The sequence below is a fragment of the Agreia sp. Leaf283 genome, assembly GCF_001422485.1.
Taxonomy (GTDB): domain Bacteria; phylum Actinomycetota; class Actinomycetes; order Actinomycetales; family Microbacteriaceae; genus Agreia.
This window is the reverse complement of record NZ_LMNF01000001.1, coordinates 1,746,053-1,759,352: the sequence shown is the minus strand read 5'-3', so window position 1 is coordinate 1,759,352 and position 13,300 is coordinate 1,746,053. Positions and strand designations below refer to the sequence as shown.

The 13,300-nt window shown below is 67.3% G+C and carries 17 protein-coding genes; 1 reads left to right on the top strand and 16 read right to left on the bottom strand.

All coding sequences use genetic code 11. The features are described 5' to 3' along the window. Nucleotides 1–2: 2 nt before the first annotated feature. The 11 genes from ASF51_RS07985 to infA all read right to left on the bottom strand — a co-directional run bounded on the left by ASF51_RS07985 (nt 3) and on the right by infA (nt 7,604). Nucleotides 3–857: an SDR family oxidoreductase gene (locus ASF51_RS07985; protein ID WP_055927164.1), complete on the bottom strand. Its 855-nt coding sequence runs from the start codon at nt 855–857 to the stop codon at nt 3–5. A gap of 38 nt (nt 858–895) precedes the next feature. Beyond that, complete coding sequence (gene glmM, locus ASF51_RS07980) at nt 896–2,260, bottom strand: phosphoglucosamine mutase (RefSeq protein ID WP_055927161.1); 1,365 nt, start codon at nt 2,258–2,260, stop codon at nt 896–898. Nucleotides 2,261–2,301: 41 nt separating this feature from the next. Continuing rightward, nucleotides 2,302–2,802, bottom strand: a complete 501-nt coding sequence (rpsI, locus tag ASF51_RS07975) for a 30S ribosomal protein S9 (RefSeq protein WP_055927157.1) — start codon at nt 2,800–2,802, stop codon at nt 2,302–2,304. Between the two features lie 50 nt (nt 2,803–2,852). Continuing rightward, nucleotides 2,853–3,299 (bottom strand): 50S ribosomal protein L13, encoded by a 447-nt coding sequence (gene rplM, locus ASF51_RS07970; protein ID WP_055927154.1) that lies wholly within the window; start codon nt 3,297–3,299, stop codon nt 2,853–2,855. Nucleotides 3,300–3,508: 209 nt separating this feature from the next. After that, nucleotides 3,509–4,354 carry a tRNA pseudouridine(38-40) synthase TruA gene (gene truA, locus ASF51_RS07965; protein WP_055927151.1) on the bottom strand — a complete coding sequence of 282 codons (846 nt, stop codon included), beginning with the start codon at nt 4,352–4,354 and terminating at the stop codon, nt 3,509–3,511. A 93-nt stretch (nt 4,355–4,447) separates the two neighbouring features. Then, a complete protein-coding gene (gene rplQ / locus ASF51_RS07960) occupies nt 4,448–4,996 on the bottom strand; it encodes a 50S ribosomal protein L17 (protein WP_055927148.1) in 549 nt (182 codons plus the stop codon). Nucleotides 4,997–5,052: 56 nt separating this feature from the next. Further along, nucleotides 5,053–6,042, bottom strand: coding sequence for a DNA-directed RNA polymerase subunit alpha (locus tag ASF51_RS07955; RefSeq protein ID WP_055927145.1), 990 nt, complete (start codon nt 6,040–6,042; stop codon nt 5,053–5,055). 151 nt (nt 6,043–6,193) lie between these two features. Beyond that, nucleotides 6,194–6,592: a 30S ribosomal protein S11 gene (gene rpsK / locus ASF51_RS07950; protein ID WP_044440047.1), complete on the bottom strand. Its 399-nt coding sequence runs from the start codon at nt 6,590–6,592 to the stop codon at nt 6,194–6,196. A gap of 51 nt (nt 6,593–6,643) precedes the next feature. Continuing rightward, a complete protein-coding gene (rpsM, locus tag ASF51_RS07945; RefSeq protein WP_055778034.1) occupies nt 6,644–7,018 on the bottom strand; it encodes a 30S ribosomal protein S13 in 375 nt (124 codons plus the stop codon). A gap of 162 nt (nt 7,019–7,180) precedes the next feature. Beyond that, complete coding sequence (gene rpmJ, locus ASF51_RS07940) at nt 7,181–7,297, bottom strand: 50S ribosomal protein L36 (protein ID WP_044440044.1); 117 nt, start codon at nt 7,295–7,297, stop codon at nt 7,181–7,183. 85 nt (nt 7,298–7,382) lie between these two features. Beyond that, nucleotides 7,383–7,604, bottom strand: coding sequence for a translation initiation factor IF-1 (gene infA, locus ASF51_RS07935; protein WP_022883252.1), 222 nt, complete (start codon nt 7,602–7,604; stop codon nt 7,383–7,385). Nucleotides 7,605–7,772: 168 nt separating this feature from the next. On the opposite strand from infA, the gene ASF51_RS07930 reads away from it, so the two are divergent. After that, nucleotides 7,773–8,336, top strand: coding sequence for a CDP-archaeol synthase (locus tag ASF51_RS07930; protein ID WP_055927142.1), 564 nt, complete (start codon nt 7,773–7,775; stop codon nt 8,334–8,336). On the opposite strand, the gene ASF51_RS07925 is transcribed toward ASF51_RS07930, so the two are convergent. Genes ASF51_RS07925 through ASF51_RS19030 form a run of 5 tightly spaced genes read right to left on the bottom strand, consistent with a single transcriptional unit; the run spans nt 8,323 to nt 13,300 of the window. Beyond that, complete coding sequence (locus tag ASF51_RS07925; protein ID WP_055927141.1) at nt 8,323–8,940, bottom strand: hypothetical protein; 618 nt, start codon at nt 8,938–8,940, stop codon at nt 8,323–8,325. The two genes, ASF51_RS07930 and ASF51_RS07925, sit on opposite strands and share 14 nt — an antisense overlap. Then, on the bottom strand, nt 8,937–9,443 hold the full coding sequence (locus ASF51_RS07920; RefSeq protein WP_055927138.1) for a hypothetical protein: 507 nt from the start codon (nt 9,441–9,443) through the stop codon (nt 8,937–8,939). Before ASF51_RS07920 ends, ASF51_RS07925 begins: the two co-directional genes overlap by 4 nt. Next, nucleotides 9,431–10,045: a phosphatidylcholine/phosphatidylserine synthase gene (locus ASF51_RS07915; protein WP_055927135.1), complete on the bottom strand. Its 615-nt coding sequence runs from the start codon at nt 10,043–10,045 to the stop codon at nt 9,431–9,433. The genes ASF51_RS07920 and ASF51_RS07915 overlap by 13 nt, the downstream gene beginning before the upstream one ends. Next, nucleotides 10,032–12,464 carry a PEP/pyruvate-binding domain-containing protein gene (locus ASF51_RS07910; RefSeq protein ID WP_055927133.1) on the bottom strand — a complete coding sequence of 811 codons (2,433 nt, stop codon included), beginning with the start codon at nt 12,462–12,464 and terminating at the stop codon, nt 10,032–10,034. The genes ASF51_RS07915 and ASF51_RS07910 overlap by 14 nt, the downstream gene beginning before the upstream one ends. Continuing rightward, on the bottom strand, nt 12,461–13,300 hold the full coding sequence (locus ASF51_RS19030) for a hypothetical protein (protein WP_157412048.1): 840 nt from the start codon (nt 13,298–13,300) through the stop codon (nt 12,461–12,463). Before ASF51_RS19030 ends, ASF51_RS07910 begins: the two co-directional genes overlap by 4 nt.

The following is a 13,300-nucleotide window of genomic DNA, read 5'->3' as shown; positions in this document are numbered from 1 at the left end:
TCTCACCTCAGCGAGAAGCCGCCGTCGCTCGTGAGCACCTGGCCGACCATCCACCGGCCCTCGTCTGAGACGAGCCACGCGATCAGGCGGGCGGGGTCGCTGGGCAGCCCGAAGCGACCGAACGGCATCGAACGCAGCACCCCCTCTTTGACCTCGGCCGATCTGTCGGTGGGCACGTCGTCGAGATATCCCGTGTTCACCGGGCCCGGGTTGACCGTGTTCAGCAGGATCCCCCGGGTCAGGAGCTCGGCGGCGACCGTCGGCGTGATGCCCGCAAGAGCCGCCTTGCTCGTGGCGTAGGCCACCTCCCCCGGCATCGGACCCTCGTGCTGCCCGGAGGTCATCCAGATCACCCGGCCCGTCGCGCCCTCGTCGATCGGACCGAACGAGTCCGGGGCGAACTGGTCGGCGAAGTGACGGGTCAGCAGCAGCGTCGAGCGCGCGTTGACCGACCAGTGGGCGTCGAGGCCCTCGGGCGTCATGTCGAAGATGGAGCCGTCTCCGCCGCTGCGCGCGTGATTGCAGATCAGGATGTCGAGCCTGCCGAATGCGTCGACCGCTGCATCGATGAGGCGGCGGGGGGCCGTGGGCTCCGCGAGGTCGAGGCCCCAGTCACCGAAGTCCGCACCCGGTGTCAGCGCCGAACGCACTGCGGCGCGAACGGAGTCGATGTCGTCTGCGCCCCACGGCTGGTCGGCATCGTGGGGAGAGAAGTGCTGCACGAAGACGCTCGCCCCGAGTTCGGCCAGCCGTCGGGTCACGCCGAGTCCGATGCCCCGGCGACGCGACACCCCTGTGACGAGAGCCGTGCGACCGGCCAAGGGCAACGACGATGTGCGTTCGGCAGACGTGTGCATGCCGCCAAGGCTACGCCGGGCGCCCTCTCAGCGGCGGGTCAGAGACCGAGACGCTCGCGAACGACGTCGGCCAGGCTGTGGGCGATGCGGTCGGCGGTGACCTGGTCGGCGGCTTCGACCATCACGCGCACGAGGGGCTCTGTGCCCGACTTGCGCAGCAGCACGCGTCCGGTGTCGCCGAGTTCGGCTTCTGCGGTGCGCACGGCCTCGGCGAGCACCTCGTCGGTGTGCACGGCGTGGTGGTCGACGTTCTTCACGTTGACCATGATCTGCGGGTACACCGTCATGACGCTCGCCAGCTCGGCCAGCGTCTTGCCACGCCAGGCCATCTCGGCGACGAGGTGGAGGCCGGTGAGAATGCCGTCACCCGTGGTGCCGAAGTCGCTCATGATCACGTGGCCGGACTGCTCGCCGCCCAGCGAATAGTTGTGGGCGTTCATCTCTTCGAGCACGTAGCGATCGCCGACGCTCGTCTGAAGAACCCGGATGCCGTTGTGCTTCATCGCGACGAGAAGGCCGAGGTTGCTCATGACCGTGGCGACGAGGGTGCTGTCGCGCAGGGCCCCCCGCTCGTTCATGCCGATCGCGAGGATCGCCATGATCTGGTCGCCGTCGACGATGGTGCCGTCGCGGTCGACGGCGAGGCAGCGGTCGGCGTCGCCGTCATGGGCGATTCCGACGTCGGCCCCGTGAAGCAGCACTGCTTCGGCGAGCTTGTCGAGGTGGGTCGAGCCCACGCCGTCGTTGATGTTGAGGCCGTCTGGATCGTCACCGATCACGGTGACGCGCGCCCCGGCATCCGTGAACACCTGCGGCGAGACCCCGGCTGCCGCGCCGTTGGCGCAGTCGAGCACCACGTGCAGGCCGTCGAGCCTGTGCGGGAGGCTGGCGAGGAGGTGGATGACGTAGCGGTCTTCGGCATCGGCGAAGCGCCGGATGCGGCCGACGTCTTTGCCCGTGGGCGCCTTCTTGGGGCCCGACATGGCGGCTTCGATGCGATCTTCGACCTCGTCGGGCAGCTTGGTGCCGCCGCGGGCGAAGATCTTGATGCCGTTATCGGGAGCGGGGTTGTGCGACGCCGAGATCATGAAGCCGAAGTCGGCGTCGATGTCGGCGATGAGGAATGCGATGGCCGGGGTGGGGATCACTCCCGCGTCGAGCACGTCGACGCCGGAGCTGGCGAGCCCGGCGGCCACTGCCGCGGTGATGAACTCGCCCGAGATCCGAGGATCGCGTGCGACCACCGCAACAGGACGCCTCCCCGTCGCCGCGCGAGCGGCCGCACTGCGCCCCTGGCCGAGGACCACAGCGGTGGCCTGGGCGAGGGAGAGTGCGAGGTCGGCGGTGAGATCGGCGTTCGCGAGTCCGCGAACGCCATCCGTGCCGAACAGACGGGGAGGCATGTGTGTTGCTGAGTTCTAAAGCAGTCGACGAACGACTGCGATTAGCGCTTGGAGAACTGAGGAGCCTTGCGGGCCTTCTTGAGACCGGCCTTCTTGCGCTCCTTGACGCGTGCGTCGCGGCTGAGGAAGCCCGCCTTCTTCAGCGTGGCGCGGTTGTTCTCTTCGTCGATCTCGTTCAGCGCGCGGGCGATGCCGAGGCGAAGCGCTCCGGCCTGGCCCGAGGGGCCGCCACCGGAGATCTTGGCGACGACGTCATAGCTGCCGAGCAGGTCGAGCACCTTGAAGGGGTCGGTGATGAGCTGCTGGTGAAGCTTGTTCGGGAAGAAGTCGGCGAACTCACGGCTGTTGACCGTGATGGTGCCGGCACCCGGAACGAGGCGCACGCGGGCGATGGCCTGCTTGCGACGGCCGACGGCCGCTCCTGAAACGGTGAGCGCGGGGCGCGGGGCTGCCTGTGCGGCGGCCTCGGCGGGCGTCTCGGTGGAATAGCTCTGCTGCTCCTCGGTGGAAGCAACGTCAATCTGGTCTGCGATCTTCGCCACGATGGTTACGAATCCTTAGCTTGTCTTAGAAGAAGTGTCTGGGCCGGTCGCTACTGGGCGACCTGGTCGAGGGTGTACGGCGTCGGCTGCTGGGCAGCGTGAGGGTGCTCGGAGCCGGTGTACACCTTGAGCTTCGTCAGCTGGGCGCGACCGATCGAGTTCTTCGGGAGCATTCCGCGAACGGCCTTCTCGATGGCACGAGTCGGGTTCTTCTCGAGGAGCTCGGCGTACGTCGTCGAGGACAGTCCGCCCGGGTAGCCCGAGTGGCGGTAGGCCAGCTTCTGCGCGAGCTTCTTACCCGTGAGGGCAACCTTCTCGGCGTTGATGATGATGACGAAGTCACCCATGTCCATGTGGGGGGTGAAGGTGGCCTTGTTCTTGCCGCGGAGGATGACCGCGGCGTGGCTGGCGAGGCGGCCGAGGACAACGTCTTCGGCGTCGATGATGACCCAGTTACGGGTGACCTCGCTGATCTTGGGGGAATAAGTGCGCGTCACAGTATTACTGCTTTCTTTGTCGAAATGAGGAGTCCGTGAAATCCCACTCCGGTGGCGTGTTCCTTCGGCCGATACATGATCGGCCACAGACAAGAAGCCTGGGAACACGGCCCGTGGAGGGCTCAAGTTCGGGCGCCACACGAAGCTGCGTGGACACCAAGAATCGAGACTAGCCTATTTGCGGCCTCACCGCGACTGCGGGGCGCGCGTCAGGTGCGTTTCGCGCGGGTCTGCAGGGCGCGGGCGGCGAGACCGGATGCCTCGGGGTAGCCCACCTCGCGCAGTATCAGGCCGCGCGCCGGCATGACCTTGAAGGCACTCGTGCGCTCGAGCGCCTCGCTCAGCGATACGAGTCCTCTCGTGTCGAATCGCCCCTCCCCCACGGCGACGCAGGCGCCGACCAGCGCCCGCACCATGCTGTGGCAGAACGCGTCGGCCTGGAGCTTCGATACCAGAACGCCCTCGTCGTCGCGCTGCCAGGTGAAGGACTGAAGCGACCGGATGGTCGTCGCGCCCTCCCGCGGCTTGCAGAACGAGGCGAAGTCGCGCAGCCCGAGCAGGCTCTGCGCGGCCTCGTGCATCAGGTCGACATCGAGAGATCCGGTGTAGGCGGCCGTGAAGGTGCGCTCCAGCGGATTGCGCTCGGTGGACGCATCGGCGAGGCGATACTCGTAACGCCGCCACGTGGCGGAGAACCGCGCGTCGAAGCTCTCGGCGGCCCGCTCGCTCGACGTCAGCACGACATCCGATGTCGAACCGAGCACGCCGTTGACACGCCGGGCCAGGGCCTCCGGCGCCACCCGCGCGGCCTGGGCCGGCGCCAGTTCCAGGTGGGCGACCTGCCCGGTCGCGTGCACCCCGGCATCCGTTCGACCGGCGACCACCAGCATGGGCGCGGGGCCGTGGCGGTGATAGATGGTGTCGAGAGCCTCTTCGAGCACCCCCTGCACGGTGCGGAGCGCGGGCTGCTTCGCCCAGCCGGAGAAGCCCGTGCCGTCGTAGGCGATGCCCAGGCGCACGCGAACGAGCTCGTCGGCACTCGGTACGAGCGTCATGTCACTTCTCCGGTCGGTCATCGTCAACGAGCATAGAACGAGAGAACGCCCCGTCATCCGAGTGGATGGCGGGGCGTTCGCAGGTGGTGCTGACTACTTGGCGTCGTCGGCCTTGTCGGCAGCGTCGGCCTCGACCTCGGCGGCGGAGTCGGTGACGACCTCGTCTTCGACGGGCGCGCTCTCTTCGACGGTCTCGGTCTGCTCGACCGGCACGTCTTCGACGGGAGCCGCGACGGGAGCGTCGGCGACCTTCTTGGACTTCGACTTCGACGGCGTCTTCACGACGGGCTCGAGAACGAGCTCGATCTGAACCATCGAGGCGTTGTCGCCCTTGCGGAAGCCGAGCTTCGTGATGCGGGTGTAGCCGCCCTCGCGCTCTGCGACGAGCGGAGCGATCTCGGTGAAGAGCTCGTGCACGACGCTCTTGTCGCCGATGACGCCGAGAACGCGACGACGAGCGTGCAGGTCTCCGCGCTTGGCGAACGTGATCAGACGCTCGGCGACCGGACGCAGGCGCTTGGCCTTGGTCTCGGTGGTCTTGATGCTCTTGTGGGTGAAGAGGGCGGCAGCCAGGTTGGCGAGCAGCAGGCGCTCGTGCGCCGGTCCGCCACCGAGACGGGGTCCCTTGGTGGGCTTAGGCATGGTGTTTCTCCAGAATCAGTTCAGGTGTGTGGGGTTCGTGGGAGCGCGTCGAGCGACTAGATGTTCTCGTCGTCGTAGCCGCCGTAGAAGTGGGCTCCGTCGAATCCGGGAACCGTGTCCTTCAGCGACAGGCCAAGCTCCACGAGCTTGTCCTTGACCTCGTCTACCGACTTCTGGCCGAAGTTGCGGATGTTCATCAGCTGCGTCTCGCTCAGGGCGACGAGCTCGCTCACCGTGTTGATTCCCTCACGCTTGAGGCAGTTGTACGAACGAACCGACAGGTCGAGGTCTTCGATCGGAACCGCGAGCTCGCTGGAGAGGACGGCGTCGACCGGCGCGGGGCCGATCTCGATGCCCTCAGCGGCGGTGTTGAGTTCGCGAGCCAGACCGAACAGCTCGGTCAGGGTGCGTCCGGCCGATGCGATGGCGTCGCGCGGCGTGATGGCGTTCTTCGTCTCGACGTCGACGACCAGGCGGTCGAAGTCGGTGCGCTCACCGGCACGAGTCGCCTCGACGCGGTAGGTCACCTTGAGAACGGGCGAGTAGATCGAGTCGACCGGAATCTGGCCGGCCTCGGAGAACTCGCTGCGGTTCTGGGTGGCGGAGACGTATCCACGACCGCGCTCGATGATGAGCTCGAGCTCGAACTTCGCCTTCTCGTTGAGCGTGGCGATCACGAGGTCGGGGTTGTGGATCTCGACACCGGCGGGAGCCGAGATGTCGGCAGCCGTGACCTGGCCCGACGCGTGCTTGCGCAGGTAGGCGGTGATCGGCTCGTCGTGCTCGCTCGAGACGACGAGGCCCTTGATGTTCAGGATGATCTCGGTGACATCTTCTTTCACACCGGGGATCGTCGAGAACTCGTGCAGCACTCCGTCGAGACGGATGCTGGTGACAGCGGCTCCGGGGATCGACGAGAGCAGGGTGCGGCGGAGCGAGTTGCCGAGCGTGTAGCCGAAACCGGGCTCCAGGGGCTCGATGACGAACCGCGAGCGGAATTCGGAGATGTTTTCTTCGGTGAGCGTGGGGCGCTGTGCAATAAGCACTATTGATTCCTTTCGGCCAGATGTCCGCTATATGACACCTGCAGTGACAACCGGGTGGCGGGCCCGGCCGGTTATTGAGTTATGAAACCACGTACAACCCGTCGATCGGAGAATGGGAAAAATCCCATTCTCCGATCGGCGGTTGGCTTACTTAGACGCGACGGCGCTTCGGCGGGCGGCAACCGTTGTGCGCCTGCGGGGTGACGTCGTTGATCGATCCGACCTCGAGGCCGGCGGCCTGGAGCGAACGGATGGCGGTCTCGCGACCCGATCCCGGTCCCTTGACGAAGACGTCGACCTTCTTGACGCCGTGCTCCTGCGCCTGGCGGGCGGCGGACTCGGCGCTCAGCTGAGCGGCGAACGGGGTCGACTTGCGCGATCCCTTGAATCCGACGGTTCCCGACGAAGCCCAGCTCAGGACAGCGCCCTGCGGGTCGGTGATGGTGACGATGGTGTTGTTGAACGTCGACTTGATGTGGGCCTGGCCCACGGCGATGTTCTTCTTCTCTTTACGACGCGGCTTACGAGCGGCCGATTTTGGTGCTGCCATTGTTTTCTCCTAAAACGTTTATGGCGATGCGTGAGGCGCGGGGGCCTCTCGCTATCGGGCCTTCTTCTTGCCGGCGACGGTGCGCTTCGGGCCCTTGCGGGTACGAGCGTTGGTTTTCGTGCGCTGTCCGTGAACGGGCAGGCCACGACGGTGACGGACACCCTGGTAGCTGCCGATCTCGACCTTGCGACGGATGTCTGCTGCGACCTCACGACGAAGGTCACCTTCTACCTTGAAGTTGCCTTCGATGTAGTCGCGCAGAGCGATGAGCTGGTCATCGCTGAGGTCCTTGACCCGGATGTCGCCCGAGATGTCGGTGTCGGCCAGAGTCTTGAGGGCGCTGGTGCGACCGACTCCGTAGATGTAGGTGAGTGCGACTTCCACGCGCTTGTCGCGCGGAATGTCTACGCCTGCTAGACGTGCCATGGTGGTGGCTCCTGTTGATGAGTGGAGGTCTGCAGCAGAACCGGTGCCGCGGCCTCCTGCCGCGGGTGTCCCCGATCGGCAAACCGATCGGATCTGGTTCTGCTGTTGTGTTGTGTTGGTGGAGCGGGTGTAGCTGGTTGCCCAGACGGGCAGGCCTGCTGCTTAGCCCTGGCGCTGCTTGTGGCGCGGGTTGCTCTTGCAGATGACCATCACGTTGCCGTTGCGACGGATGACACGGCAGTGCTCGCACATCGGCTTGACGCTGGGGTTGACCTTCATGATGTTTTCCTTGTTTTCGCTGTCTTCGTACCCGGAGGATGCCCCGGGCCGTTACTTTCCAGCGATCAAATCGCTCGGGTGAGCGTTACTTGTAGCGGTAGACGATTCGACCGCGGGTCAGGTCGTAAGGGCTCAGCTCTACGATCACCCGGTCCTCAGGGAGGATTCGGATGTAGTGCTGACGCATCTTGCCCGAAATATGGGCGAGTACTTTGTGTCCGTTGGTCAGCTCAACACGAAACATCGCGTTGGGCAGAGCCTCGACCACTGCGCCTTCGATCTCGATGACACCGTCTTTTTTGGCCATTACTCACTATCGCTAAAGTTATTGATTGCTGGTCGTGCGTTGGATGGGTGTGTGCGACGGGGCCCGTGGGCTCGAACGCGGCACGCCGAAAAGGGCGTACAAACACCAAAGATCGAGCTTAGGTGATATGAGCCTTTCTGGCAAGTCGATCCCGGTACGATTCAGGGGATGTCCGCCCTCCTCCTCGTCTCGCAGCTCGCCTCGCTGCTCGCCACCGTTCTCCTGCCGGGCGTCGTGCTGATCGTCGTGCTCAAGCAGGGGTGGATGCGACGGCTCGCCGTTCCGATCGACGCCGGCGCCACATGGCGCGACGGACGCCCGGTGTTCGGGCGGACGAAGACCTGGCTCGGCGTCGTGATCTACGTGGGAGGGGCCGCCATCGTCGCCGGTGTGCTGGGCCATCCCGACCTCGGATCCTGGGTCGCCCCCGTTCTGCGCGGCCCGCGCTCGGCGGCCATCGGCTTCGCGATCGGCGTGGCCTACGTGCTGGGCGAGCTGGTGAACAGCTTCGTGAAGCGCCGGGTCGGAATCGCCTCGAGTGTCGAGACGTCGTCGCGGTGGCGTGGCGTGCAGCGCATAGCCGACCTGGCCGACGGCATCGTGGCCGTCTCGGTGCTGCTCGTCGCGCTCGGTTCCTCTCCCCTGCTGGTCGCGGCCACGGCGCTCGTCGGCGTGGTCGTGCACGCGACGACCGACCTGGTGATGCACCGGCTGCGGCTCAAGTCGCGCTGATCACGAGGAGCCCGGCGACGACGAACGGGATGCTGACGTTGTCGGTGCCCAGCGGCGAGTAGCGCTCCGTCACCGTGGCGAGCAGGGCCACAGCCGCGATCGCGACGACCGGGAACCCGCACAGGGCGAGCACGACGACGCTCACCGCGAGGAACGCCCCCGAGCCCCACCACGTCTTACGCCTCGAGCGAAGGTGGTCGCCCACCAGCCCGGCGGCCACGTCCGCGAGGCCGAGGATGAGTACCGCGGCCACGAAGACCGCGGTGTCGGCCTGGCCCAGCAGGGCGGCGGTGCCGATTCCGAGGGGGAGATAGACGTCTCCGAGCGAGCGCCGTCTCACCTTGTGGATGGCGGTGAAGACGTGGAAGTGACGCGAGAGCCACATGAGGGCCGCGAACACGAGCGAGAGCACGACGAAGAGCCAGACCGACACCAGGGTGTGCACCAGCAGGGCGAACAGGCAGGCGAGAACGTGCGCGACGCGCCGCGTGATCTCGGTGGGCACGTCGCGGGTGCGCACCAGGCGCTCGAGCGCGACGAACGACAGCGCGAGGGCGATCGTGGCGGCCCCGAAGACGAGGGCGCCCGAGGGTTCGACGATCACAGCCCCGGCCTCCGCCAGGTCAGATAGATCGGCGACGCCGCCGTGGTGTGCCGCGCCACCGCCGCCATTCGAGCGGGCGTCAGTCGTCGAAGCAGGAAGGTACCCCGCGACAGCATCACGACGCCGCCCAGGCTCGCGCGCTCGAAGCCGTACGACCGCTCGAGCCACGCGGCGAACGCCGGGCGGAAGGTGACCGCGACGGCGCGCGACTCGATCTCGAGCAGCAGCGCCAGCATCCGGTCGAAGACCTCGCCCGTGCGGAATCGACGCTCGACGAAGAGGTAGCCGAGCTCGTGCGTCGCGACACCCGACCCTTCGGAGAGGAACCAGCCGACGACCCGGGAGTCGTCGATCGCGATCGCGAGGCGCCCCTGTCTGAGGGCGCGCACGAGGCGGCGTGCGCTGCGCTCCGAGACCTCGGGATGCTCCCGGGCGATCGAGCGGATCTGCTCGGCCAGAGCGCGATGCGTCTCGGCCGGGAAGCGCGTCGCTACGTCAACCACAGGATGGCGCCCACGGCCAACGGCACGACCAGGGCGGCCCACCACGCCTGCCGACCGGTCTTGCGGATGCGGATCAACGACAGCTGCAGAACCGACAGCACGATCAGAACGACGACGGCCAGCCACGGGATCCACCCCGCCTCAGGAAAGAGCTGGGTGAGGATCAGGAAGACGATGGCGCCGAGCGACAGGTGGCACACGACGATGCCGCGGTAGTACTTGATGGGCTCGTCGTCGGTGAAGCCCTCGATGTTGAACCGGATGAGACGCAGGATGCCGGTGGCGACGATCACGAATCCGAGAGCCCAGCCGATCAGGCCGGGAATGATGTGGAAGCCCACGAGCACGGCTGCGTAGAGGGAGTAGTTGACGACGTCGATGAAGCTGTCGAGCTGCCGGCCGAACTCGCTCGAGACGCCGAGCCTTCGTGCCACGAAGCCGTCGAGCATGTCGAGAAGGAACGCGCCGAGCGCGCACAGCACGCTCGCCCGCAGCGACCCCGAGATCGCGAGGCCGATCGCGATCCACGCCAGGAGGAGGCTTGCGAGCGAGACGGCCCCCGCGGGCCCGATGGCCTTCAGCCAGTAGCTAGAGCGCGGCATCGATGTCTCCCGTTGTTCCGTTGATCGTGATGAGCTGCCCCGTTCGCAGGGCGTCGACGGCGCCCATCGCGGCGACGACGGCGGGCATGCCGAGCTCGCGGGCGATGATCGCCACGTGCGAGAGCGCGTTGCCCCGCTCCGTCACGACGCCGGCGGCCTGCACGAAGAGGAGGGTCCAGCCGGGGTCGATGTGACTGGTGACGAGGATCTTGCCCCGCACATCGACGGTCGGGTCGAACTCGTGCACCACGATCGCCTCGGCGGTGAGGACGCCCGGGGAGACGCCCATGCCCGCGGCCATTCCCGCCGCCGTGCGCTGTTCGTCGTCACGCAGCCGCGCGGGTGCAATGAGGCCCGATCCGACCACCCGGCGCGCGAGGGAACGGGCCTCGAACGTGGTGAACTCGTCTCGCCGCCTGGCCACCACGGCTCGAGGATCGGAGCTCCACGCGTGGCCGAACACCGCCTCGTCGAGTTCCTGCTCCGTGAGCCAGAACACGTCGTCGGCCGCGTCGAGCAGCTGCGCCTCGACCAGGCGTCGACCCAAGGCGAGATAGGCCGTGCGCGCGAGCCCGTAGACCTGGGCCCGGTTGAAGCGGAACCGCTCCCGCCAGTCGATGGCCTGCCGGGTGTTGCGGCCGATGAACCGGGTGCCGAGACGCCCGCGGATCGAGCGCGCCGTCGCATCCACCGGGGGCCGACCCTCGGGGTCGGTGCCGAGCGCCAGCGCGAGAAGCGAGGCGTGGTCGTCGGCCAGTCGCGGGTTCTCGAGCTGCAGCTCGTCGGGCGCCCGCCCGCCGAACCGCGCGAGATAGTCGTCGATGTCGAGGCGCGTCGCCGTCCAGTCGGGCGACGACAGGATGCTGTCGGCCGTCGCATCGCTGCCATGACGGTCGCGCAGTCGGTTGCCGAGCGCGCCGAGAGCGGTGAGCGGGGCGATCGACGCCCGGTCGCTGAGGCCGTGCAGGTAGCCGAGGTAGTCGGCGTGCTGCTCGGGGCCGAAGCTGTAGGTCTTCAGCAGCCCGTGGAAGATCATGACCCGCAGGTCGTTGAACACGGGAGTCGCCCACAGCGTGAGGAGCTCGCCGCGCATGGTCTCGAGGGTCGACAGGATCGCGTCGGCCTGCAGGCTCGCCCAGTCGATCGACTCGAAGCGGTTCAGACGCTTCTGGAATGTGCGGCTGAAGCCCTTCGACATCGAGTTCGACCGCAGCAGGAGCCAGCCGAGCCGACCCACCAGCGGCGCCATCGTCACCGCGCCCTTCAGCCCGAGCCGTCGACGCGGCGCCTCCCCGGGCGTGCGCTGCGGCTGCAGCATCGCCGAGAAGAAGGCCTGGTTGCTGCTGGGACCCGGGATCATGCGCACCATCTCGTACCAGTTGTCGATCTGGTAGTAGACGTGACCGCCCAGGTAGCCGAGCGTGTTGCGGAACACCTGCTGCTTCGCATCCAGAACCGTCTGGGCCACGCCCAGCTTGCGGAAGAAGGCGGGATAGACGCGCGAGTAGAGACCCCGGATGAAGGAGTAGGTGAGAGGAAGCGTGATGCCGGGATAGTTCTCGGCGATGTTCGTGCAGTCCCACGCCAGCTCGTAGTCGAGCGCGACCGTGGTCTGCGGCCTCAGCTGCAGCAGGGCGAGGCGGGTTCCGCGCGCGGCCCACTCGATGTCGACGGGGCGATCAAGCCTCGTCTCGCTCTCTACCGCGATGTCGAGCAGCCGCTCGGGCGCGGGCAGGTTCGCCGGCCGGTCGGCGACCTTCGACACCCTCAACTCGAGCGCGTTCTCGCCCTCGACCGTGGTGTTGCGGGCCGATCTGCTCCACGCGAGCGTCAACTCGCCGCGGCCGTTCTCGCTGAACAGCACGCCGCTCGTCGTGCCGACGAACATCTGCTGCACGACGACAGAACCGCCGAGCTCGAGCGCTTCGATGCCGCGCGCCCGCGCGTAGGCCGCCACTCGCGCGGAGAAGAGGCTGGCCACGGAGGCGCGGATCGCGTCGCGGACCGGCTGAGGCTGCACGGGCACGTCGAGGGTCGTCACGTACTGCCCGGCGAAGGAGTGCTCGGCGCCGTCCTCCGCGAGCGCGGAGGTGCGCACGCTGACAGAGCTCCAGCCGGCCGCAGACGACAGGGCCTCGGCGACGACGGTGTCGTCGAGGGCGATGGATGCGACGAGTCGCGTCTCGCGCGCGCCGTACGCGACGTCGTCGGTCGCGTCGTCGTCGACGGCGCCCTCGCAGAACTCGGCGACGAGGGCCTCGGCGCCCGCCTTGAGCTCCAACCAGTTCTCGACGAGCCTCTCGACGGGGAGCACGACGAACGACGGAACGAGGCCGGGGTACAGGCGATCGAGCTCGACGAGTCCGAGTGCCTTGCGACCGACGGATGCGTCGGGCGACTCGGCTGCGCGCGCGCTCACGAGAGCATCGCCGCCGCCTGCAGGGGAAGGTGGATGGCGACGACCGTCGTGACCCAGCGATCGGATGCCGGCCGCGCGAGCGCGACGGCCGCAGCGACGACCGCGATCACCGGAGAGGCGAGGCCCGCGCCCGCCGTCGTCGCGAGCACTCCGCTCAGAACCACCAGCACGACCATCGCCCCCAGCGTACGGCCCCTCCCCCACACGGCCGAATACGTGTCGAGCACGACCCGGCCCTCCGTATCGAAACGCGGGCTGAACTTGCGGGCCAGTTCGACCGACACGAAGAGTGCCGTGCAGGCCAGCACTCCCGCGGCGGTCCGCCAGTCGGGCGCTGCACCGAGCACGACCGCGACCCAGAGGAACAGCGGCAGGTAGATCGCCTCGTGCAGAACGAACGACAGCGTGAAGTGCCGCTCGAGCCGCGGTGCGGAGAAGAACTCGAAGACGGTCAGGGCGGAGTAGGCGAGAACCGGCAGGTAGAGCACGAATCCGAGCGCGCCTCCGATGAGCAGCACACCGAGCAGCTCGACGGCGAACGCGCCCGCACCGATGACGAACAGCGTCCGCGGCGAGACCACTCCGCGCTGCACGGGACGATCGGGATACACGGCGCTGTCGTGAGCGAAGTCCTTCCACTCGTCGGTGACCCGGTAGCGCAGCAGCAGCGCGAGATAGATCACGAACAGCAGGATCGCCGACGACCACGTGTGCGCACCGGGGGTGTCAGTGGTCGGCGTGAACAGTCCCACGGATGCGGCGGCGAACGCGGCCGACATGAGGGCGACGAGGGCGAGGGGAAACCGCTCGCGTAGATATATCCACGCGCCCCTCAT